Here is a 22,799-nt window from a genome sequence, read left to right as displayed (position 1 = left end):
GTTAAATTTTCATTGTGGAACCTATATCTTGTTACTACTTTGAATATGCCTTAATTTAAAACAATTCTCTTAACTAAATTTGCTCCCCTATCAAAGAGAAGGATTGTGCTTTTGTTATTTTAACATTAACAAGTTTTCCTATACTATCATCACTTCCAGCAAAATTAACTAACTTTCCTGTTCTAGTTCTACCTGTTAATTTACTTTCATCATTTTTACTATAACCTTCAACAAGGACTTCAACAACTTTATCAGCATACTCCTTATTTTTCTTTGCAGAAATTTCATTTACTGCTTCAACTAATCTATTAAATCTATCTTTTTTAGCTTCTTCATCAACCTGATCTAACATCATATCTGCTGGAGTACCTTTACGTTTTGAATATAAAAAAGTAAATGCTGAGTCATATTCTACTTCTTTAACTAACTCTAAAGTTCCAAGAAAATCTTCTTCTGTTTCTCCTGGAAATCCTACGATTATGTCAGTAGTTAAGGCTACATTTGGGATTCTTTCCTTTATTTTCTTAATTGATTCCAAATATTGTTCCTTAGTATAATGTCTATTCATCTTTTTTAATATTCTTGAAGAACCAGATTGTACTGGAAGATGTATAGATTCACATAATTTATCACACTCTGCAATAGCTTCAATAACTTCTTCACTTAAATCCTTTGGATGTGAAGTCATGAATCTTACTCTTTCTAAGCCTTCAATTTGATTTATTCTTCTAAGCAATGCTGCAAAATTAATCTCTGGTTCTAAACCCTTACCATAAGAGTTAACATTTTGACCTAATAGTGTTATCTCTTTATAGCCTGCTTTAACCATTTCTATAATTTCCTTTTCAATTTCCTCTGGTCTTCTGCTTCTTTCTCTTCCTCTTACATGTGGAACTATACAGTATGTACAGAAATTATTACATCCATACATAATGGTAACAAATCCTTTGATGCTACTTGCTCTATCAATAGGTGTCCCTTCTACTATGTCCTCTTCCTTATTCCACACTTCTACTATAGGTCTTTCACCCCCTAATGCTCTACTTAAATATTCCTTAAATTTATAAGCATTATGAGTACCTATTATTATGTCTACATAAGGAAATTTCTTTATTATATTTTCTGCCATTCCTTCCTGTTGCATCATACATCCAGTTACTGCAATTATAAGCTCTGGCTTTTCTTTTTTAAGTTTCTTAAGTGCACCTAGATTTCCTTCAACCTTTTGTTCTGCATTTTCTCTAACACAGCAAGTATTAAATATTATTATATCAGCCTCTTCCTTAGACGCTGTTCTTTTATAACCTAGTGGCTTCAATCCGCCTGATAACTTTTCGGAGTCTTCTTCATTCATTTGACATCCCCAAGTTTCAATAAAATATTTCAATTCTTTTATCATTATTCATTCTCCTTTGTAAGATTATAACCATTATTTAATTATATATAATTTCTTTGAATAATAAAAGTTTTTTCTAAAGTATTTATTGTAATAAGTCTTTTATTATATTATACTTTAAAATATTAAAAAACTGAAATTGTAACTCCACAGATTTTTAAAATGGCTACAGTGCTACAATACAGTACTACAAATTGTTAGTTATATTAGATTATAAGAATTAAAGAATAAAACTATTATTGTGTAGAATCTTCTCTTTCTATGACATAGAATATTTTCTAATTATCTTCTTTATATCTGTCTTAAAATTATTCAAAAATCACAATTTTTGTAATTAAACAAAATTTTCCTGTACCCTTGAAAACCCTATGATATTTAAGTTATAATTGAACTATATGAAGTTTATTAAATTTTCATTAAATTGTTATTTTTTGTTATGGGGTGGTGCAATATAAGTCTACAATATGCAGATAGAATATCAAATATTAAAGCATCAGAAATTAGAGATCTACGGAATAATATAAACTAGATGATTATATTGAGAAAATAATTAAAGTTTATAAAGTTCGTAGAGACTTAATGATAGACAGCATGAAAAAGTATTTCCCAAAAGATGTGAAATTTACATTCCCTGAGGGATGATTATTTACTTGGGTGGAATTAATAGAAGACCTAGACTCTGATAAAATTATGTGAGATGCACTTAAAGAAAAAGTTGCCTATGTTCCAGGAGCTTTTTTCTTTCCAAATGGCGTAAAGAAAAACTTCTTTAGATTAAATTACTCTAATATGACTAATGAAAAAATTATTGAAGGTATTAAAATATTAGGAAAAGTCCTTTATAAACATTATGGCAATCAGTAATTTCAAAGCAGTAACGGCAAAATATAATAAAAATTCTCCTGTTAGGAAAAACTATACCTAAAAGGAGGATTGTAATATGTATAATGCTAAAGATATTGATAAGCAAAGGAAAATTTCTGTAAGTTACAATGGATTTGAGGAAAGAAGTTATTTTAGCGGAAAATTTAAAAATTGCACTGTTTTTGATATTAAATCTTCTTATGCTTCTTTCACTGATATAGCTGAAATAAATAATTCTAATAAAAATAATCTATATTAGAGTCAAATGGAGGATTAAAAATGAAGTTTTCAAATCGTATTCAAAAAATGCATTATTCACCAATTCGTAAATTAGCGCCTTTTGCTGAAGCTGCCAAGAAAAAAGGTATTCAGGTTTATCATTTAAATATTGGACAGCCTGATATCGAAACTCCCTCTACTTTCATGGAAGGAGTAAATAATTATCATGACAGCGTTTTAAAGTATGCTCAATCTCAAGGTATCGATGAAGCAATTAATAGCTTTAGAAAATACTATAAAGAATGGAGTATAGACTTTGATTACAATGAGCTATTAATAACAAACGGAGGTTCTGAAGCTATTTCTTTAGCACTTACAGCTATAGCTGATGATGGAGATGAGATAATAGTACCTGAACCATTTTATACTAATTATTCTGGTTTTGCTCAAGTTGTTGGAGTTAATGTAGTTCCTTTTCTTACAAAAGCTGAAAATGGTTTTCATCTTCCTCCAAAAGAGGAGATAATAAAATCCATAAATCATAAGACAAGAGCTATAATGATATCCAATCCTGGAAATCCAACAGGAGTAGTTTATACTGAAGAAGAAATAAGAATGCTTGCTGATATAGCTAAAGAACATGATATATTCTTAATTTCCGATGAAGTATATAGAGAGTTTGTATATGATGATTTAAAATATACCTCAGCACTATATATGGAAGATGCACTAGATAGAATAATACTTATTGATAGTATTTCTAAGCGTTATAGCGCTTGCGGTGCTAGAATAGGCTTAGTAGCATCTAAAAATAAAGAACTTATTGCACAAATTTTAAAAATTTGTCAAGCAAGATTATGTGTTCCAACTATAGAGCAGTTAGCTACAGCAAATTTAGTTAATACTCCAAAAGATTATTTTGTTAAAGTTAAAGCTGAATATGAAACAAGACGAAATATATTATTTGAGAAACTTTCACAAATTTCAGGAGTAACTTGTGAAAAGCCAACAGGAGCGTTCTATGTTATGGTCAAGCTTCCTGTAAATGATTCAGAAGATTTTGCTAAATGGATGTTGACAGAGTTCAACCATAATAATAAAACTGTTATGTTTGCACCTGCTGAAGGCTTCTATGCTACAGAAGGCTTAGGTAAGGATGAAATAAGAATTTCTTATTGCTTAAATACAGAGGCTTTGAAAGATGCTATGGATATTTTCGCTTTGGGATTAGAAAAATACAGAGCTTTAGATAAATAAAATAAAAAGATAGATTGATAAATCAATCTATCTTTTTATACTGTGTAACCCCAAGTACAAAATTCTTCTTCAACTTTAAAATTATGTTCCTTATATAACTTTAAAGCTTTAATATTATCACTATTACATTTTAAATATATTTCTTTAAAATTATTATCTATAGCTATATTTAATAGATATTTTAGCAAAATCTTACTATAGCCTCTATTTCTAAATTCATCTAATATTCCAAAATTCACTATTGAAATCTTGTTATTCTCCTTAATTAATTGACCATATCCTATAAATTTTTCACCATANNTCATTTAAATAATACTTTTGATCTTCTTCAAATACTATATCTTCTACATCCATTTCCACTCTGCTGCTAGTTTTAAAAATTTTATTTTGAAGACTACATCTAATCTTTTCATCTTCTCCTATTTCAAAGGTTTTAAAATTTATTTCTGGAGGTAATTTAAAATTATATTTTTCTTCTAATATAGCTTTCATTTCAAATAATTTATTTATCTCTTTAAACCCTATATCAATTAATAATTTATTAAAGCCTCCATCTGCTTCAAATAAACTCCCCTTCTTAAAAGATTCAAAAAACTTTCTATATAATATTATTTCATCATTACTACAATTTATTGTCATACTATTAATCTTATAAAAATTTTTACATATTCTTGTAAACCACATATATCCTATATATTCTCTATTATACTTTAATAATTTAACATTTTTATTATATAGAAGTTTATTAATAGGATTTAAACTATTATAACCTTTAAAAAAATCTTCTTTTGTAAATTCAAAACACAGGTTTCCTCTGCTTAATTTTTTAAATTTATTAATATTAAAACAACTTAGGTTTTTACATTTATACATATACCCTCTCTTAACACTAACTACTAGATTACTATATTTTACTTTATAATCTTTTCTATTATTCCAAATTTTAAATAATTAAAATTTAATAAGTAAATTATTTATAAATCTATTATACATCAAAAAAGCCATCATGTGATGGCTTTCTATAAATCAACTTATTAATTATAAGTAGCAATTATTAAATTTGTTCTACTGCTTTTATACTTAATGATATTCTTTTATTTTCTTCATCTACTTCCATTATTTCTGCTTTTATATTTTCTCCAATTTTTAATACGTCTTTTGGCGTATCTATTTTATTAGTACTAATTTGTGAAATATGAACTAGACCATCAACTCCAGGCTCTAGCTCTATAAAAGCACCAAACTTAGCAAATCTAACTACTTTTCCAAGGACAATATTTCCTACAGGATATTTATTTTTCACATTTATCCATGGGTCCTCTGTTAATTTCTTTAGACTTAAAGAAAGTTTTTTATTCTCTTTATCTATATCTATAATATACACTTTAATTGTTTGTCCTATTTTCACTATTTCCTTAGGACTTACGAGCTTATTCCAACACATCTCTGATATATGAAGTAATCCATCTACCCCATCAATTTCAACAAAGGCACCAAAGCTTGATATTCTTCTTACAATACCTTCTACTATTTGATCTTTTTCAAGTTTCTCCCAAGTTTCTTTTTCCTTTTTCTCTTTTTCTACTTGAAGAATTTCTCTTCTTGAAGCAACAATCTTCATTCCAATTTTTTGTTTTTCAAATTCAATGATTTTAACCTCTAAAGTTTCTCCAATTAAAGTTTTTAAATCCTTAATTCTTTCTAAAGATATATGGGATGCAGGTATAAATACCTTTATTCCTTTATATGTAGAAATAATGCCTCCTTTTACTTCTTCTATGACCTTAACTTCAATAGTTTCTTTATTTTCAAAAACTCTTCTTAACTCTTTATATAACTCTTCTCTCTCAATTTCAACTCTAGAAATAACTATATATCCATCTTGATTTCTAACACTTATTATTTTACCTTCAACCATATCACCAACTTTTAAAATGTCAGTTAGTTTGGCATTTTCATCTTTAGTAACTTCATTGATTGGTAAATATGCTTCATTTTTTGCCCCTATAGTTAAATAAGCTTCTTTATCGGAAATTTTAAATATTTCTCCTTTAATAACCTTTCCCACTCTTAATTCAATACCATCATCCATATACTTTTCGTATTCTTGCATTTCACTATTAATCATTGTGCTCTCACCTTTCATTTTTAATATAGCCTCCTTAATTATCCAATCTGGTGTTGATGCTCCAGCTGTCACACCTATTTTTTTTATTTCTGCATCTTCAATAAAATCCGTTGGTATTTGATTAGCATTTTCCACATGAATAGTTCTATTACAATTTTTCTTACATATTTCATAAAGTTTAGTAGTATTAGAACTATTATACCCACCTATAACTACCATAGCATCTACTTTTTTAGAAATATCCTCTGCAGATTTTTGTCTTACCTCAGTAGCACTACAAATAGTATTAAAAGCTACTATTTCTTTACTCTGCTCTGTTACTTTATTAAGAACCTTATGCCAATTACTTTGTTTTTCAGTAGTCTGTGAAACCACACAAATTTTTCTTGGGAGATTTTCTAAATTTTCGCCATCTTTAGATATTATAGCACTATTATTACACCATCCATTTATTCCGATTACTTCAGGATGATTTTCATCTCCGACAATTAAAATACTATATCCTAATTTATAATAGTTATTTACCTTCATTTGAATATTATTAACATAAGGACAAGTAGCATCTACAATATTTAATTTTTTGTTTTTTAAAGTATTTAGGATATCTTTTGAAATCCCATGTGATCTTATTATTACCACATTATCTTCATCTAATTTATTTATATCATCATTACTTATAGAGTATATGTTATTTTCTTTCAATAGCTCTACTACATCATTATTGTGAATTAATGGCCCTAGTGTATATATGTTATCAGTATATTCTTTTTTCTTATTAAAAGCCGTGTCTACTGCTCTTTTCACACCAAAACAAAATCCAGCTTTATCTGCTAACAATATTTCCTTCATTTGCTTCACCACCTATTTATTAACTTTAGTATTATTTTATCATATTAAAGAAAATTTAACTAACACAATTAGAAATTTTATTTTTTATATGATTACATATCACTTCAACCACTTCTTCTATTGACAAATTTGAAGAATCTACTTCAATTGCATCCTTAGCTTTAGTTAAAGGGTCAACTTCTCTATTAGAATCAATATAGTCTCTTTTTATTATATCTTCAAGTATATTATCATAGTTTACTTCTATATCCTTTTCTATTAGCTCATTATATCTACGCATAGCTCTTGTTTCAGCACTAGCAGTTAAATAAAATTTAAATTTTGAATCTTTAAGTACTACTGTACCAATATCTCTACCATCCATAATAACATCATATTTTTTAGCTATCGCTTGTTGCATTTTTACTAGCTTTTGCCTTACTAAAGATAATGCTGCATAATTTGATACATTATTACTAATAATAGGCATTGTTAGTTCTGATGTAATATCTATTCCATTTAATATCAAGTTGTCTCCCTCAAAATGCATTTCTAAGTTGTCTAAAAGACTTATTAACCTATCTGTGTCTTCATAAGAGATTTTTTCTTTCATCGCTACGTAGGTAACAGCTCTATACATTGCTCCAGTATTTATGTACATTAAGTTAAAGTTTTTACCCACTATTTTTGCTATGGTACTTTTTCCTGCTCCTGCAGGACCATCTATAGCAACAGACATTCTCATTCTCAATCTTCCTTTCTAATCTAAAAACGCTAATTATTTAATGCTGATGTCACTTCGAAGTGATGCTGCCTTATGAAGATAAACAAAGTTAACATCTCTCTCTTCTTCATCACATAAAATAGTTAATCTTATACAAAGCTTTAATGAATTTTCCACTTCCATCTCGTTAAAATGCATAATACTAACCTTATTTAAATTAAAATGTTCTCTTATATATGCACCTGGATAAGCTTTTGTTATATCATTAGTACAAGAAAAAAGTAGCGCTTTTATATTATTTGTATTTAATGAATTTATTTCTAAAATCTTATTCATTAATTCAATAGCCTTTTCTTTTATTTCTAAGGCATCATTCTTTTCTATTGTAGTTGCACCTCTTATTGATAACATAATTAATCACCTATCTTTTGTCCTGCTAAATATCCAGTAGATAATGCAATTTGCACATTATATCCTCCAGTATAGGCATCAACATCAATAATTTCTCCAGCAAAACTTAAATTTGAAATTATTTTTGATTTCATAGTTGAAGGATCTATTTCTTTAGTATCTATTCCTCCGGAAGTTACTATCGCTTCAGACACTGGTCTTAAACTTTTAACTGTTAGTTCTAAATTTTGCATTAAATAAACAAGTCTCTTACGTTCCTCTTTGGTTATAGCATTAACCTTTTTATTTTCATCTATGCCACTATATCTAACTATTATAGGTATAAGCTTTTTAGGAAATAAATCATCTAAAGCATTTTTAAAATCTTTATTTAAATATTGGCTAAAATCTCTTTGTACCCTCTTATCTAGCTCATCTTCGCTCAAAGCTGGCTTTAAATTTATTATTATTTTATATTTTTCATTATTCTTTATACTACTACTAGCACTTAAAACCAATGGACCAGATATTCCAAAATGAGTAAATAGCATTTCTCCTAATTCTTTAAAAAGAATTTTATTTTTACTATTCTTAAGAGTTAACTCCACATTTTTTAATGACAATCCTTGGAGCTCTTTAACAAATTCCTCTTCTATTTCTACAGGTACTAAGGATGGCTTCAATTCAACAATTTTATGACCAATTCCTTTGCAAAGTTTTAATCCTTCTCCATCTGAGCCTGTTTGAGGATAAGAAACGCCACCTGTACACATTATAAAATAATCACCGGTAATCTTCTTACCATTTTTAAGTACTACTTCTTTTATGTTGTTATCTTGAAGAATAAATTCTTTTACATCACTATCCTTCATAATATTTACATTCTTCTCTTTTAATTCACCTTCTAAAGTTTTTATTATATCAGAAGATTTATCAGAACCCGGAAATACTCTATCTCCTCTCTCAACTTTTAGCTTTGTTCCTCTACACTGAAAAAAGTTCATTGTATCTTCGTTAGTAAAAGTATATAACGAACTATATAAAAAATAAGGATTAGTAGGGATATAATTTAAAAACTCCCCTATCTCCTTAGCATTGGTCACATTACATCGTCCTTTACCAGTTATAAATAGCTTTTTACCTAGCTTTTCATTCTTTTCTAATAATACTACACTATGATTTTCAGCTGCGGATATTGCCGCCATCATACCAGCAGGACCTCCGCCAATTACTACAACTTTTGACATCACTTCACCACCTAAAATTTCTACAAAATTCCTACTTAGACTTATAAATTATACTTCAATATCTAGTATATATCAATTAACTAGAAGAAAATCGTGACAGCTAGTCACGATTTATTAATTTACAAATTACAATATATGATGCACAATTGTAGCCTTTTTATTTAAGCATGTTCAAAAATAATCAACGAATCTTTTAAATTAGAATAATAGTTCTAATCGTAAAGAAAGAGAATTCCCTAGAGAATTCTCTTCATATATATTTTAAAATTAGTAAATTCCTTGTGCATGCATTGCTTCAGCAACTTTTATAAATCCTGCAATATTAGCTCCTGCAACTAAGTTATAACCAAATCCATAAGTTTCAGCAGCTTTCATTGCATTATTATGGATATTAGTCATGATTTGACGAAGTTTAGCATCAACTTCTTCTCCTGTCCATGATAATCTCATACTGTTTTGTGACATTTCAAGAGCTGAAGTAGCAACTCCACCTGCATTGGCAGCCTTAGCTGGTCCTACAATTAATCCATTATCTAAGAAGTATTGTACTGCTTCGTTTGTACATGGCATATTAGCGCCTTCACAAACAAATTTTATTCCATTAGCAACTATTTGTTTAGCATGTTCTAAATGTATATCATTTTGAGTAGCACATGGCATTATAATATCAACTTTAACTCCCCATGGTTTTTGTCCTGGGAAAAACTCTACGCCAAATTTATCTGCATAATCTTGAACTTTGTCTCTACCTGAACCTCTCATCTCTAATAAGTAACTAATTTTTTCTTCAGTTGTAATTCCATTAGGATCGTAAATATATCCATCTGGTCCTGAAATTGTAACTACTTTTCCACCTAATTCAGCAATTTTTTTACATGCTCCCCATGAAACTTGACCAAATCCTGATAAAGCTACTGTTTTACCTTTAAAATCTGTTCCTTCATGTTTAAGAATCTCTTGGCAGAAATATGCTACACCAAAACCTGTAGCTTCTGGTCTAAATAAGCTTCCTCCAAAGGATAATCCTTTTCCAGTGAAAACTCCATTTTCAAAAGCTCCTCTTATTCTTCTATAATGTCCATACATATATCCAACTTCTCTTGCACCAACACCAATATCACAGGCTGGAACGTCAACATCTGGTCCTATATGTCTATAAAGCTCAGTCATATAACTTTCACAGAATCTTCTGATTTCAGCATCTGATCTTCCTCTTGGATCAAAGTCAGCACCACCTTTACCTCCACCTATTGGAAGTCCAGTTAATGAATTCTTTAATATTTGCTCAAATCCTAAGAATTTTATTATTCCTAAATAAACTGAAGGATGGAATCTTAAACCACCTTTGTATGGTCCTATAACTCCGTTAAACTGTACTCTGAATCCCCTATTAACATGTACATCTCCATTATCATCTGTCCAAGGTACTTTAAACATGATTTGTCTTTCCGGTTCACAGAATCTTTCTAAAAGGTTAGCCTTTATATATTCTGGATGATTTTCTAAAACCGGTCCTAAAGAGTGTAAAACCTCTTCAACTGCTTGAATAAATTCTGGCTCACTACTATTTCTTTTTTTAACATTTTCTAATACTTGCTCAATATAAGCTTTAGTATCCATGCTATTACCCCCTAATAATGAAATAATTATATTAGATTAAAGTTATATATTTTAATATTAAAAAATTAATATTAAATCCTTCATTTATATTGTTATAATTCGTTATAAATGCAATTTTTCCTTCTTAATTATTAAAAATCTTTTAACATTTATGAAGGCAACTATGTTTTAAAAATTAAGTGACAAAAAATTATTAATTTCTAAAACGATTACATGTCCTACTAATTATCATCATAAGACATGTTGTTTCAGAAATCAATAATTTTTTTTTATTTTTCTTCCTTTTTATACGAATAAACTTGATATTCTTCCCAAATATCCTCAAGATCATTAAAAGTTTTAGAGATTTTTTCCTTTTCTCTTAAACCAACTGCTATTATAAGTGCATTGATAACACTTAAAGGTGCTACTAATGAATCAACAAAAGAAGCCATATTGCTTTCTGCTACTAAAGTATAATCCGCTCTAGTTGCTAGTGGAGATAATACACTATCTGTTATTGCAATTACTGCTGCCTTTCTAGATTTTGCAAAAGTTAGCGCTTCTATAGTACGCATAGCGTATCTAGGAAAACCTATACCAATTACACAATCTTCTTCAGATAAATTTAACATTTGTTCAAAAATGTCACTCATACCATAAGACACAATTTTAACGTTATCTAATATTAAATTTAGATAAAATCCTAAAAAGTCTGCAAGGGCAGTAGAACTTCTTAATCCAATAATATATATGTTCTTAGCTTTAAAAATATTATTAACGGCTTCATCAAAAGCTGAATGATTGATTTTTTCTAATGTAACTCGTATATTTTCAATATCAGATTTTAAAACACCTTTTAATGCATTATTATGACTTATAAAATCATTTGAAAGTTCTATTCTTTGAACTGTTGTAAGTTTATTTTTAATAAGTTCTTGTAGTGCCTTTTGAAGCTCTGGGTAACCACTATAGCCTAATTGATTAGCAAATCTAACTACTGTAGATTCACTTACACCCACACTAGTTCCAAGTTTAGCAGCAGTCATAAAGGCTGCTTTATCATAATGTTTTAATATATACTCTGCAATAAGCTTTTGTCCTTTACTTAGTCTTGGAAATTTTGTTTGTATCATTCTCATAAGATCTTGGTTATTATTATCCATTATTAAACCACCCCTTCATAAAATGAAGAAATTATTAACTGTATGCTTTTTTATTTACTTCACTTTTAACTTTTTTACTGTTTCATTTTAACATTTTGTGAACCATTTATCAATAAATATTTCATTTTTTTGTATTTTGAAATATTAGCTTCATTTCTTTTTAATTTCATATAAAAAATATTTTTTATACGCTTTTAAATTAATGCATTATTTTTAAGCTGTTATACTAAGATGTCCACTTCTTTGCATGTATATATTAATATTATATCTAAAATGTTATATGTATTAAAATAGTTACTCTTTGTATTAATTGAACTTTTATATCTCATAATTATTTAAATTTACTATCTATCATTATATTATGTAAAGTTACTTATTATTATTTATAATAAAATCTTTTTACAAATTTAATTATTTCTTTTCTATTACAATTAATTGAGGAGCTTTTTCGCTTCTATTTAGAACTTTATGAAGCATTACTCCATATTTATCTTTTGGTAAATTAGAAACATATTTTAATATTTCATTCTTTTCTTTTTCTCCTTCTTCATGTCCAATGTAAACTGCTATTGTTATTATTCCTCCTGGCTTTAATATTTCTATAGAAGATTTTATACTAGTTAAAGTTGTACTTACTTCAGTAGTTATACTCTTATCTCCGCCAGGTAAAAAACCTAAATTATACATTACTACATCTACATTTTCTTTTACATATTCTTTTAGTTTGCTATGACAATCTTTAATTAAAATTACATTTTCCTTTTTCTTTTCAGAATATTTTTCTATAGCTATATCTTGTACATCAAAGCTATAAACCTTGTTAAAAAAACTACTTAAAAAATCAGTATCATGTCCATTCCCTAATGTGCCATCAATTGCTACATTATTATCACTTGAATAGTTTTTTATAATATATTGAGATAGACTGCTTACGTCACTTACATATTTAAACAATAACTTATTTCCCACCTTTTAAGTATTTTATTTCATCCTCATTTAAAAATCTATATTTACCTTTTGGCAAATTCCCTAATTGAATTTTCCCTACTGATAATCTCTTAAGCTTTATAACTTTGTGATTTATTGCATCACACATTTTTCTTACTTGCCTGTTTTTACCTTCATGAATAATTATTTTTAAATCAGATGTTATATTATTTTTATCACCAGTATTTTTTTTAATTATAGTACATTTTGATGGAGCAGTTATATATCCTCCAATGTCCACACCACTGCATAGCTTTTCTACCTCTTCCTTAGTAGGTATACCTTTTACAGTTGCTATATAAACCTTATTAATAACTTCCCTAGGATGTATTACATTATTATAAACATCTCCATCATTAGTTAATAATATTAGCCCTGAGGTATCATAATCTAATCTCCCAATAGGATATATTCTTTCTTTAACATCTATTAAATCAATTATTGTCTTTCTACCTCTTTCATCACTTACAGTAGATACATATCCTTCTGGCTTATGAAGTGCTATGTAGACCTTCCTCTCCTCTGGTTTAATTGTTTTATCATTAAATAGTACTATATCTAGTTCAGGATTAATTTTAAATCCTAATTCTGTAATTACTATACCATTAACTTTTACTTTTCCTGCTAATATTATTTCCTCGCATTTTCTTCTTGATGCCACTCCGCAGGATGCCATATATTTTTGTAATCTTTCTTGCAAATTACCACTTCCTATTATATTCTAATTAGTCAAATTCAATAATCATCATTTGAATTATAATATTTAAAGTTATAAAAATCAATTAATAACTTCATAATTGAACCTCACATGACTAAAGTCACGTGATTCTTGGGTAATACCTACTATTGTAAGTAAATTTACCAAGCTAACCCCATAGTTCCTATGGTTATTTATTTTAAATACTATTTATATTTAATAATCTTAATCCTTCATTTAATATATTTATACTAGCATTATAATCTCTATCTATTTCTAAGCCACATTTTTCACATATATAAGTTCTAACTCCTAAATCTTTAGTTCGATTACTTTGATTCCCACATCTACTGCATAATTGACTACTAGGATAAAATCTATCTATTTTAGATATTGTTTTACTATACCATTTAGCTTTATATTCTAATTCTCTATTAAATTCAAAGAAACTTGCATCTGCTATGCTCTTAGCTAACTTATGATTTTTCAACATTCCACTTGTATTTAAATCTTCTAAACAAATAATATCATATTGATTTATTAGTTTTGTAGTTAGTTTTTGAAGAAAATCTAATCTGCAATTATATATCTTTTTATGATATTTATTTACTTTCAATCTTTGTTTATTTCTATTACTGCCACCTTTTTTACGTTTACTGAGTTTTCTTTGAGATTTAATCATTTCATCTTCATATTTCCTATAATATTTAGGATTTAAAATAGGCTCACTATCACTTGTCATTGCAAATTCTTTTACACCTAAATCTACCCCAATTGATAATCCTGTTTTATCTATATTTTCTTGTTGAATATCTATACAACATAAACTAATATAATATTTTCCATCTGTATCCCTTGATAAAATGGATGACAATATTCTACCTTGATATTGTCTTGAATATGCTATTTTTACTTGCTTTAATTTAGGCAATTTAATTTTACAATTTTGTTTCTTATATTTACCTGTAGATGTATGTTGAATTTCCTTTTCTAATATTCCAATGTTATTATTCGTAAAATTCATTTTAATAGATTGATAATTATTTTTATATGATTTAAACTTTGGAAATCCACATTCTTTTTTAAAGAACTTTAAAAAGGTTTCATATTGTACTTTTAGCGTATTTTGTAACACTGATTTTTCACATTGTTTAAGCCATATTTCTTTCTTTTTAAGTAGTGTTAACAATCTTGACATTTTTGTATAGTTTAATATGCTTTTATGATGGTTTAATCTATGTTTATTAATATTTAAAAAATAGTTCCAAACATATCTTTTAGCTTTAAAACTTAATTCTATTTGATTTATTTGAGTTTTATTAGGATATATTCTATATTTAAACCCTTTTTCTATTGTCTCCATTATTAACACCTCACTTTCTATATATTTATACTAACAAATTGTTTGCAATTATCCAAGTATATTGCACCACGCACACTCATTACTGAAGTCACGAGTGTGCGTGGTGATTTATCAAATCAAACCATTGAACATAGCAGTATTTATGTAGTTTTTTTGCTAATAAGATTTAAAGAGCTAGATACCTAGCTCTTTAAATCTTATTTTTTTAGTATTTGTTTTGAGTTAGGCATCATTTCCTTAAATCCTGTTTTAGAAGTTCTGCTATCTTCACTTTCTTGAATCATAGAGGTCATTTGGGACTTTAATTTATTATCTTCTTTTCTATTTTTCTTAGCCATATCTTCACCTCCTAAAACTAGCATTATCATCTTGCAAAAATTTATGTGAAAGATCTAAAAATAACTGGTGGAAAATAAATTAAATATTTTCTATTAAACACAGCTATAATTTTTACTAATAGTATTGTTATCAATTAGTTTTTCACAAAATTCCAATCAAATCTTGTGAACATACTAAATATCCATTTTCCTAAGATTGATGATACACACTATAAACATATTTTTGTAATTTAACCGTTATTGTAGAAAATTCCTAATAATGATATATTTATGTAAAGTCTTTTATTTAGGGGGTATTATTATGAATAATCCAATATTTCACATGCCGACAAAGATTGTTGTAGGAAAAAATGCTATAAACAATCATAAAAATTTATTAATAAGCATTGGTACAAAAGCATTAATTGTTACTGGTAGAAATTCATCAAGAAAAAATGGTTCTTTAGAGGATGTGGAAACATCACTAAAGGATTTAAATATACCTTATGTTATATTTAATGAAGTTGAAGAAAACCCTTCTCTAGAAACTGTAGAAAAAATTGCAACCTTAGGAAAAGATGAAAAAGTAGATTTTATAATTGGTGTAGGCGGTGGCTCTCCAATAGACGCAGCAAAAGCGGCTGGAGTACTTATTAAAAACATTGACTCAAATTTAAAGGATTTATCTATCTCACCATTATTAAATTCCATTCCAATTATAGCAGTACCTACTACTGCTGGTACTGGTACGGAAACTACACCTTATGCTATCATTACAGATCATGAACTTCAAACAAAAAAAGGTATATCTCAAAGAGTATTTCCAACAGTTGCTTTTTTAGATGCAACTTATCTTATGAATACTCCTAAAGAAGTTACTATGAATACAGGAATAGATGCGCTTTCACATTTAATTGAAGGTTATCTATCTGCTAACGCTAATATCTTTAGTGATGTATTAGCAGAGAAAGGATTAGAATTATTTGGACAATGTATTCAACCCTTAAGAGAAAATGAAATTACCTTTGAAATTCGAGAAAAATTATTGATTGCTTCAAGTATTGCTGGAATGGTAATTTCCCAATCAGGTACTTCTCTTCCTCATGGCATGGGATATGCATTAACATACTTTAAAAATGTTCCCCATGGCAAAGCAAATGGAATGTTATTAAAGTCTTATTTAAATTTCTGTAATGATAAGACAAAGGTTAATAAAATAATATCTTTACTTAAAGTTAATAATTTAAATGAATTAGGTGAGTTTTTAATTGAAGCTTTAGGAATGCCAATGATAAATATTTCTGATGAGGAAATATCAAATTACAGCAATGCAATGGTTAGTAATGCTGCTAAACTTAAAAATCATCCTGACAAGGTTTCCAAAGAGGATATCTTAAAAATATATACAGAAAGCTTAAAATAAAATATTGTTATAAATTTTATCGCAATTGATTATAATTTTTTTAATCATCTGCTACATTATGAAGGGAGTGTATAATTATAAAATCTGTTTATCTAAAGAAAGAGGACTGTTGTGGATGCAGTGCTTGCTACAATATATGTGCCAAACATGCTATAACCATGAAATCCGATGAAGAAGGTTTTTTATATCCTGAAATTGACCAATCACGTTGTATAGATTGTGGAATATGTATTGCAATCTGCCCGTTTAAGCATGAAGGGAATTATAAGCATAGCATCATTCCACGCTTTTATGCAACTCGTCATAAGTCGCCAGATATTTTAAGACAATCCACATCTGGCGGTGCATTTACCGCTATATCTGATGCTATTCTACATATGGATGGTGTAGTCTACGGAGCTGATTACGATCAGAACTTTTCTGTCCTTCATCAGAGAGCAGAAACACCTGAGCAGCGCAATCAAATGAGAATTTCTAAATATGTGCAAAGTAATATGAGAGATACCTATGCTAAAGTAAAAGAAGACCTAAAAAATGGGCGAGTAGTTCTTTTCACAGGAACACCATGCCAGGTTGCAGGATTGCGCGGATTTATAGGTAATTCACCACTGTCAGAAAAGCTATATCTATGTGATGTAATCTGCCACAGCATACCAAGTCCGAAAATCTGGAAAGACTATAAGAGCTTACTTGAACAGGAAAGTGGAGGAAGAATCACCGGTGTACAGTTCCGCTCAAAGAAATATGCATGGAGACGTGAAAACAGTAATAAGGGGTTCCTTTACACCACAGATAGAAGTTCAGAAGTACATGAGGACGACCGCTTTTACCATTTGTTCTTTAAAACAGGCACCATAACGCGGCTTTCCTGCTATCAGTGTAGGTTTACAGACATTCATCGAGTCTCTGACCTAACTATAGCTGATTATTGGGGAATAGAAAAATATAGCTCTGAATGGTTTGACCCTCTTGGAGTTTCGCTAATTTTAGTTAACTCATCTAAAGGTGAAGCTCTTTTAGAACATTTTAAACAAGATTTAATAGTAGAAGAACGTCCGAAGGAAGAAGCACTCAATGAACAAAAACGACTAAACGAGCCTTCATCACTCCCTGAAAATCGTAGTCAATTTTGGAAGGACTACAAAGATTTTGGCTTTAAATATATATTAAATCAAGCTTACAAAAATAAATATTAATCTGCAAAAGGTAATAAAGAAATTTATTCTATTAAAAATATCAAAAGGCTTATGAAAAATTTAAACTTTTCACAAGCCTTTTGTCTTCAATCTAATCATAAAATCACTGTTCGATGTAATTTGTAATCGCCTTTATGTTATCTTTCTGAAATGAATGTTTTAAACTACCCAATTAAAGCTCTATCTAAAAGGGTTATTTTTTTCAATTCTATATACTTTTATTTTAAAAGATAACTATTTATATTTAATAAAAAAGATTGGAACATCTGCTCCAACCTTCAATATTTTATATTAATTTTTCATTAAATATATTATCTAAGTTTACTTTCTTAACTCTATTATGGATCTCCTCATTATCCGTTGAATATAATCCTTTCTCTTTCATTCTATTAAAGTATCCTGCTCCTGCAAAGGTATATCTATTTCTCCTGCCTTCTTTACTTTGTACCTTTTCATTAGCATACGCTATAATATCTCCAATAGCTAAATTTCTTGGTAGGATTAATAATGGTATTCCTAAACAATTTCGAACTGCATTATGTCCTGCAATAGATCCTGTAGATATAGCTTCTGTATGACCTACAAACAATCCACTTTTTTCTCCTCCACAGAATAAATTATCTAATCCCATAACCTTTAAATCATCTGTTCTAGGTGCTACAGAAAGATATCTAATAGAATTTCCTTTTCCTCCAGCATAAGGATCTAAAAATTTCGCTGATTCTAATCCTTTAATTTTTCTAAGTTTTTCCAATGGATAATAAGAGGTCATAAGTTTAGCATGGCCTGTATCTAATAAAATAATATTCTCTGCAAATTCTTTAAGTGCATATTGCTGGCATACCTTTTGGCTTAATTTATCTAAATTTATATCCTCTTTAGGAACAGTTAATACTACCACACCGTTTTTATCTAATTCCTCTACTATTTCTTTAGAAAGAGTTTCCTTAGCTAATTTGCAAGATCCACTAAAAGCTCCATAAACATCCTCGCCTCTTTCTCCTTTTATGTCCTCTATTCCCGCTCTATAACTAATGCTTATTCTTGGTCCAAAGGCAGGACATCTTAATATACACATTGAACATCCATTACCATACCTTAAGCAATTTCCCATAGGGCCAGTTGATCCTGTAGTTTCTACAAAAGCGTCGCCTTCAATAAAACTTCCATCAGAAATATATATTCCTTTTAATTTATTTTCTTCCCTCTCTACATCCACTGCTCTAGTTACAAGTTTAATTTCAATTCCTAAGTTTAGTAAATGCTTTCTAACTTCTGGTTCTATTTTATTAACATCGTAAAGCCAGGCATGTTCGTGACCTGGAAAATCTATATTTTTATGTCTTGAGTTACTATCAGTAATATGAATTAAATCTCCTGCTCCTAATGCTATAAGTTCTTCAGCAGCAGTATATCTCCCATTATTTCTCATTATTCCGCCTACATTTCCTAGTCCTAATAATAAGTCTGTTTTTTCAATTAATGTAACATCTGCACCAGCTTTTTTAGCTGATATAGCTGCGGCGCAACCAGACCATCCACCACCGATTACTACAATTTTCAAAATATCCTCCTCCCTTCTAAAATATACTTTGGCTCAGTCTGCATCTTGCAAAGCCTTCTTAATTTTTCATCATTATTCATAATTGTACACGCTCCACAAACTCCTTCGCCACAGCACATCTTTTCGTTATTGCAACAAGAGAATTTAATATTTTTATCATGACCTTCTATTATTTTCATAACTTGATAATTCAATATATCTGCACCATCACAATGTACTAATGATATATCATTAGTTTCTAAGATATATTCTAGCTTATTTTTACAAGTTCCACTTAATAATCCACCAAAAATTATAGTGGTACATTCTATAACCTCATCAGCATATTTAAAAAGTTTTTCTTTGATAAAAATATCTTCAAAAGGGTTTTTATCAATTAATACAATGAGCTTATTATTGTTATATTTCAATCTTTCTAAAACTGGCAATAAAGGCGCTTGACCAATTCCCCTCACTACTAATAAGCAGGTTTTATTTTTCGCTTCAAGTATTTCTTTTAATCCTAATATTCCATTCCAAAAAGGTCCTTTAATTAATACGTCTTCATCAATTTTTAATTTATCTAATGCTTTAGTTTTAACTCCTTTAAGTTCAATAGCTAAAGTTAGTATATTTTCTGAAGTATTGCTGTCCATTACACAAATAGGAGCATCAAAATTTTCATCGCAATTCGTTGTTCTAATAAAAACAAAGCTTCCTGGATTTACAAGCTCACTAACTAGTTTATCACTGGCTTTTATTTTTAAAATTAATATTTTCTCTTCAATTTTATGTTTATCTACAACTTTGCAGTTTTGATATTTTCTTCCTGGTTTGCTTTTAAAGTTATTAGTAACGAATTCTTGATATATACAAACACCATTCCAATTGCAACAATCACAAAAATCTTTGCCATCTAGGTGTGAACATAGAATGCAGTTACCTGATTCCGCTAAGTGACAAGGACAAAATTCACTTCCGCAATCTATACAGGTATAGGGCTCATAACTCATCTTAAAACCTCCTAGATTACTCTAATATTAAGATATTTAATAATTACATATTTGTTACATTTTACAAGTAAAAATCATAATAAAACTTTAAAATTAAAATAGCATTTTTAAATGTCTTTATTTCTCCCACAATCTGTTTTGCTTATATATTCATACTATAGTAGATTAGGTGAATTAATTTTGTTCATAAAAAATAAGTGACAAATAATTATCAACGTGATTAATTATTTGCCACTTACACTTATGTTGGCTACTTGATGTTTTAGTAGTGAGAGTTCTATTATAGGGTTTCACAATGAAAATTTAACTTATGTATGATTTTAAATTCCATAATAAGATTTTTACAATGAATTAAAAATTAAGAATGCATAATGAAGAATCATGGTTAAAACTCCACCATCAAAGCCTTTGGAGTTGTTCTAAATAAACATCCTTTTAGAGTTCTTATTTTAGACAAAGTCATTACAACTTTAAGATTAAATCTTAAATCTAAGTTGACTACACTATATAGAAAATAAAAAGCCAAAACTCTAGTGTTATTCAATTAAATTATTATTATGATTTTTTCGATGTTCAAGTACGTAATCAATTATAGTTCTTGCAAAACTCAACTTATATTCTGGTATATTTGGTAAATCATCTAATGAAAACCAATCAGCTGCTTCTATTTCATCATTATCTATTTTTATTTCTCCAGATGAATACTCCGCTATGAACCCAATCATAAGTTTATACGGAAAGGGCCATGGATGACTACCAAAATATTTAATGTTCTTTATGTCAATTCCAACCTCTTCTTTAACTTCTCTTTTAACAGTTGTCTCGACAAATTCTCCTGGTTCAACATGTCCAGATATAAGGCTGTACATATTAGGTGTAAAATAAGGAGAACGTGCTAAAAGAATTTTATCATCTTTTAATACAGCAACTATTATAGCTGGAGTTATACGTGGGTAAATAATATATCCGCAATTTAAACATTCCATATAAGTTTTTTTAGGCTCTATCTGCACTTTTTTACCGCAACAACTACAATATTTGTTTTCATTTAACCAATTTATTAGCTCTAAGCCACGGATAACAAGTAAAAATATATTTTCAGCAACTTCCCCGTATATTTCCCCAATATCCTTTGAGAGGTAACCTTGAATCTCATCTTTAGTAGATATATTTGCAACATAGTAATCATTACCATCTACTGTACCTATATATATCATTTCAGAGCTGTCAATTCCGAATTTCTCAACTTCACTAATTAATAGAAACTTAGGATAATCTTTATGTTCTTTAAATATAATTTCGCCTTTGTAAAATAAAAAACAATATGAATGCATGTTATGTTCATTAATATCCATATTATTCATTCAAATTACCTCCATTAATATTAAAATTTAAAAAACAGATTTCTTTTTCACCTGCTACCATTGCCTAATCAAAACAACTAATATATTTAAGACTTATAAACTTTTGCTCCTCCAAACTATCATTGATTGTAATATTTATAAATGATATAAAGCAAATACGTTTAGCACTGTTTTAAATAAATAGTCTCACCTATAACTACGCACTTAGAACTTGGACTATGTCCAATATCATCTGTTTTAACAATTGGAATATTTCTATCCCCTAAAACCTCTCGAATCAGCTCCATAATATCTGGCACATGATTTTCTTCTTGCATTTCAGTAAACTCTCCCAAAATGATTCCCTTAATCTTATCAAATGCTCCTACATGATCTAATTGAAATAATATTGATCCTATTAAATTAGGTGCTCCACCTAAACTTTCTAGCAGCAATATTTTATCTTGAAAATCTGGCATATATTTTGTTCCTACTATTTTTGAAAGTGCTTTCATATTTCCGCCTATAACTGCACCACTCATTTTACTTCCTTGAATCCATTCTAAATTGATTTTATAAATATCATCTTTTCCATTTAAAAATGTTTCTTTAAACATTCTTATTTGCTCCTTTGAACATTCTTCAATTAAATTTGCTATTGTATAGTGATAGGTTTTTATATCCGCACATTTATACAATGCGTTTAATATGACTGATAAACCACTCATTCCAAAATAAGGCTTATTATTCTTTTTAATAATTTCATAATCAAGGTACCCCAATATTTGATTAGCAGAAGCTCCACCTGAAACATCAAAAATAGCTTTAATATTTTGATCTTCAAACAATTTCATTAACTCATTTGCTCTTTCTTTTCCTGTTCCTGCAAAAGGTCCTTTTGTCTTATAAATTGTTTTTGCATATTTAACTTTTAATCCCATATTATTTAATATTTCTTCGATTTTTTCTATATGTTCTTTATTTTGATTACTTATTCCATCGCAGCATGAAATTAATCCTACAGTATCCCCTTTATATAATTTTATCATTTTTGCATTATCCCCCTAATTATTTTTACTAAATATTTCTCGGATTATTA

Annotated in this window: 20 protein-coding genes and 1 pseudogene; 5 read left to right on the top strand and 16 right to left on the bottom strand. The window is 28.5% G+C overall.

Features of this window, described 5'->3' with window-relative positions; all coding sequences use genetic code 11:
• Window positions 1–73 precede the first annotated feature (73 nt).
• Window positions 74–1,399 (bottom strand): tRNA (N6-isopentenyl adenosine(37)-C2)-methylthiotransferase MiaB, encoded by a 1,326-nt coding sequence (gene miaB / locus B2W91_RS09290; protein ID WP_291580248.1) that lies wholly within the window; start codon window positions 1,397–1,399, stop codon window positions 74–76.
• Window positions 1,400–1,915: 516 nt separating this feature from the next.
• On the opposite strand from miaB, the pseudogene B2W91_RS21020 reads away from it, so the two are divergent.
• From B2W91_RS21020 to B2W91_RS09280, 3 genes and pseudogenes are all read left to right on the top strand, one after another.
• A pseudogene (locus B2W91_RS21020) lies at window positions 1,916–2,260 on the top strand (aminotransferase); the annotation flags it as partial.
• A 76-nt stretch (window positions 2,261–2,336) separates the two neighbouring features.
• On the top strand, window positions 2,337–2,519 hold the full coding sequence (locus tag B2W91_RS09285) for a hypothetical protein (protein WP_291580246.1): 183 nt from the start codon (window positions 2,337–2,339) through the stop codon (window positions 2,517–2,519).
• Window positions 2,520–2,539: 20 nt separating this feature from the next.
• On the top strand, window positions 2,540–3,736 hold the full coding sequence (locus tag B2W91_RS09280; protein WP_291580244.1) for a pyridoxal phosphate-dependent aminotransferase: 1,197 nt from the start codon (window positions 2,540–2,542) through the stop codon (window positions 3,734–3,736).
• A gap of 35 nt (window positions 3,737–3,771) precedes the next feature.
• Here the strand turns inward: B2W91_RS09280 and B2W91_RS09275 are convergent, their stop codons facing one another.
• The 11 genes from B2W91_RS09275 to B2W91_RS09225 all read right to left on the bottom strand — a co-directional run bounded on the left by B2W91_RS09275 (window position 3,772) and on the right by B2W91_RS09225 (window position 15,203).
• The gene (locus B2W91_RS09275; RefSeq protein ID WP_291580242.1) at window positions 3,772–4,041 is read right to left on the bottom strand and encodes a GNAT family N-acetyltransferase; all 270 of its coding nucleotides are present in this window, start codon (window positions 4,039–4,041) and stop codon (window positions 3,772–3,774) included.
• A gap of 749 nt (window positions 4,042–4,790) precedes the next feature.
• The gene (locus tag B2W91_RS09270) at window positions 4,791–6,713 is read right to left on the bottom strand and encodes a bifunctional 4-hydroxy-3-methylbut-2-enyl diphosphate reductase/30S ribosomal protein S1 (RefSeq protein WP_291580241.1); all 1,923 of its coding nucleotides are present in this window, start codon (window positions 6,711–6,713) and stop codon (window positions 4,791–4,793) included.
• Window positions 6,714–6,768: 55 nt separating this feature from the next.
• Window positions 6,769–7,437, bottom strand: a complete 669-nt coding sequence (cmk, locus tag B2W91_RS09265; RefSeq protein WP_291580240.1) for a (d)CMP kinase — start codon at window positions 7,435–7,437, stop codon at window positions 6,769–6,771.
• Window positions 7,438–7,470: 33 nt separating this feature from the next.
• Complete coding sequence (gene aroH / locus B2W91_RS09260) at window positions 7,471–7,827, bottom strand: chorismate mutase (protein WP_291580239.1); 357 nt, start codon at window positions 7,825–7,827, stop codon at window positions 7,471–7,473.
• 2 nt (window positions 7,828–7,829) lie between these two features.
• Window positions 7,830–9,053: an NAD(P)/FAD-dependent oxidoreductase gene (locus B2W91_RS09255; protein ID WP_291580237.1), complete on the bottom strand. Its 1,224-nt coding sequence runs from the start codon at window positions 9,051–9,053 to the stop codon at window positions 7,830–7,832.
• Between the two features lie 267 nt (window positions 9,054–9,320).
• Window positions 9,321–10,673 (bottom strand): NADP-specific glutamate dehydrogenase, encoded by a 1,353-nt coding sequence (gene gdhA, locus B2W91_RS09250; protein WP_291580235.1) that lies wholly within the window; start codon window positions 10,671–10,673, stop codon window positions 9,321–9,323.
• A 269-nt stretch (window positions 10,674–10,942) separates the two neighbouring features.
• A complete protein-coding gene (locus tag B2W91_RS09245) occupies window positions 10,943–11,818 on the bottom strand; it encodes a MurR/RpiR family transcriptional regulator (protein WP_291580233.1) in 876 nt (291 codons plus the stop codon).
• Between the two features lie 411 nt (window positions 11,819–12,229).
• A complete protein-coding gene (locus B2W91_RS09240) occupies window positions 12,230–12,772 on the bottom strand; it encodes a tRNA (mnm(5)s(2)U34)-methyltransferase (protein ID WP_291580231.1) in 543 nt (180 codons plus the stop codon).
• Window positions 12,773–12,776: 4 nt separating this feature from the next.
• The gene (locus B2W91_RS09235; RefSeq protein WP_291580230.1) at window positions 12,777–13,505 is read right to left on the bottom strand and encodes a pseudouridine synthase; all 729 of its coding nucleotides are present in this window, start codon (window positions 13,503–13,505) and stop codon (window positions 12,777–12,779) included.
• A gap of 196 nt (window positions 13,506–13,701) precedes the next feature.
• Window positions 13,702–14,865 carry an RNA-guided endonuclease TnpB family protein gene (locus B2W91_RS09230; protein WP_291580228.1) on the bottom strand — a complete coding sequence of 388 codons (1,164 nt, stop codon included), beginning with the start codon at window positions 14,863–14,865 and terminating at the stop codon, window positions 13,702–13,704.
• A gap of 197 nt (window positions 14,866–15,062) precedes the next feature.
• A complete protein-coding gene (locus B2W91_RS09225; RefSeq protein ID WP_291580226.1) occupies window positions 15,063–15,203 on the bottom strand; it encodes a hypothetical protein in 141 nt (46 codons plus the stop codon).
• A gap of 301 nt (window positions 15,204–15,504) precedes the next feature.
• Between B2W91_RS09225 and B2W91_RS09220 the strand changes: the two genes are divergently transcribed.
• The gene (locus B2W91_RS09220; protein WP_291580224.1) at window positions 15,505–16,605 is read left to right on the top strand and encodes an iron-containing alcohol dehydrogenase family protein; all 1,101 of its coding nucleotides are present in this window, start codon (window positions 15,505–15,507) and stop codon (window positions 16,603–16,605) included.
• 71 nt (window positions 16,606–16,676) lie between these two features.
• A complete protein-coding gene (locus tag B2W91_RS09215) occupies window positions 16,677–17,801 on the top strand; it encodes a Coenzyme F420 hydrogenase/dehydrogenase, beta subunit C-terminal domain (protein WP_349680801.1) in 1,125 nt (374 codons plus the stop codon).
• Window positions 17,802–18,087: 286 nt separating this feature from the next.
• On the opposite strand, the gene B2W91_RS09210 is transcribed toward B2W91_RS09215, so the two are convergent.
• The 4 genes from B2W91_RS09210 to B2W91_RS09195 form a co-directional block, all read right to left on the bottom strand.
• On the bottom strand, window positions 18,088–19,365 hold the full coding sequence (locus tag B2W91_RS09210; protein ID WP_291580223.1) for an FAD-dependent oxidoreductase: 1,278 nt from the start codon (window positions 19,363–19,365) through the stop codon (window positions 18,088–18,090).
• A complete protein-coding gene (locus tag B2W91_RS09205) occupies window positions 19,362–20,357 on the bottom strand; it encodes a sulfide/dihydroorotate dehydrogenase-like FAD/NAD-binding protein (protein ID WP_291580222.1) in 996 nt (331 codons plus the stop codon). Before B2W91_RS09205 ends, B2W91_RS09210 begins: the two co-directional genes overlap by 4 nt.
• Before the next feature lie 536 nt (window positions 20,358–20,893).
• Complete coding sequence (gene nudC / locus B2W91_RS09200) at window positions 20,894–21,721, bottom strand: NAD(+) diphosphatase (RefSeq protein WP_291580221.1); 828 nt, start codon at window positions 21,719–21,721, stop codon at window positions 20,894–20,896.
• A 161-nt stretch (window positions 21,722–21,882) separates the two neighbouring features.
• Window positions 21,883–22,749 (bottom strand): S66 peptidase family protein, encoded by an 867-nt coding sequence (locus tag B2W91_RS09195; protein ID WP_291580219.1) that lies wholly within the window; start codon window positions 22,747–22,749, stop codon window positions 21,883–21,885.
• Between the last annotated feature and the right edge of the window lie 50 nt (window positions 22,750–22,799).

It is taken from the genome of Clostridium sp. UBA6640, assembly GCF_002455975.1.
Taxonomy (GTDB): Bacteria; Bacillota; Clostridia; order Clostridiales; family Clostridiaceae; genus Clostridium_J.
Note: the sequence above shows the minus strand (reverse complement) of the source record. Positions and strands in the feature narration are given on the sequence as shown.

Coding starts and splice junctions, on each gene's coding strand:
- B2W91_RS09195 (WP_291580219.1), bottom strand. CDS start 22,749: ATGATAAAATTATATAAAGGGGATACTGTAGGATTAATTTCATGCTGC.
- B2W91_RS09270 (WP_291580241.1), bottom strand. CDS start 6,713: ATGAAGGAAATATTGTTAGCAGATAAAGCTGGATTTTGTTTTGGTGTG.
- B2W91_RS09285 (WP_291580246.1), top strand. CDS start 2,337: ATGTATAATGCTAAAGATATTGATAAGCAAAGGAAAATTTCTGTAAGT.
- B2W91_RS09220 (WP_291580224.1), top strand. CDS start 15,505: ATGAATAATCCAATATTTCACATGCCGACAAAGATTGTTGTAGGAAAA.
- B2W91_RS09280 (WP_291580244.1), top strand. CDS start 2,540: ATGAAGTTTTCAAATCGTATTCAAAAAATGCATTATTCACCAATTCGT.
- B2W91_RS09205 (WP_291580222.1), bottom strand. CDS start 20,357: ATGAGTTATGAGCCCTATACCTGTATAGATTGCGGAAGTGAATTTTGT.
- B2W91_RS09230 (WP_291580228.1), bottom strand. CDS start 14,865: ATGGAGACAATAGAAAAAGGGTTTAAATATAGAATATATCCTAATAAA.
- cmk (WP_291580240.1), bottom strand. CDS start 7,437: ATGAGAATGTCTGTTGCTATAGATGGTCCTGCAGGAGCAGGAAAAAGT.
- B2W91_RS09245 (WP_291580233.1), bottom strand. CDS start 11,818: ATGGATAATAATAACCAAGATCTTATGAGAATGATACAAACAAAATTT.
- nudC (WP_291580221.1), bottom strand. CDS start 21,721: ATGAATAATATGGATATTAATGAACATAACATGCATTCATATTGTTTT.
- B2W91_RS09255 (WP_291580237.1), bottom strand. CDS start 9,053: ATGTCAAAAGTTGTAGTAATTGGCGGAGGTCCTGCTGGTATGATGGCG.
- gdhA (WP_291580235.1), bottom strand. CDS start 10,673: ATGGATACTAAAGCTTATATTGAGCAAGTATTAGAAAATGTTAAAAAA.
- B2W91_RS09225 (WP_291580226.1), bottom strand. CDS start 15,203: ATGGCTAAGAAAAATAGAAAAGAAGATAATAAATTAAAGTCCCAAATG.
- miaB (WP_291580248.1), bottom strand. CDS start 1,399: ATGATAAAAGAATTGAAATATTTTATTGAAACTTGGGGATGTCAAATG.
- aroH (WP_291580239.1), bottom strand. CDS start 7,827: ATGTTATCAATAAGAGGTGCAACTACAATAGAAAAGAATGATGCCTTA.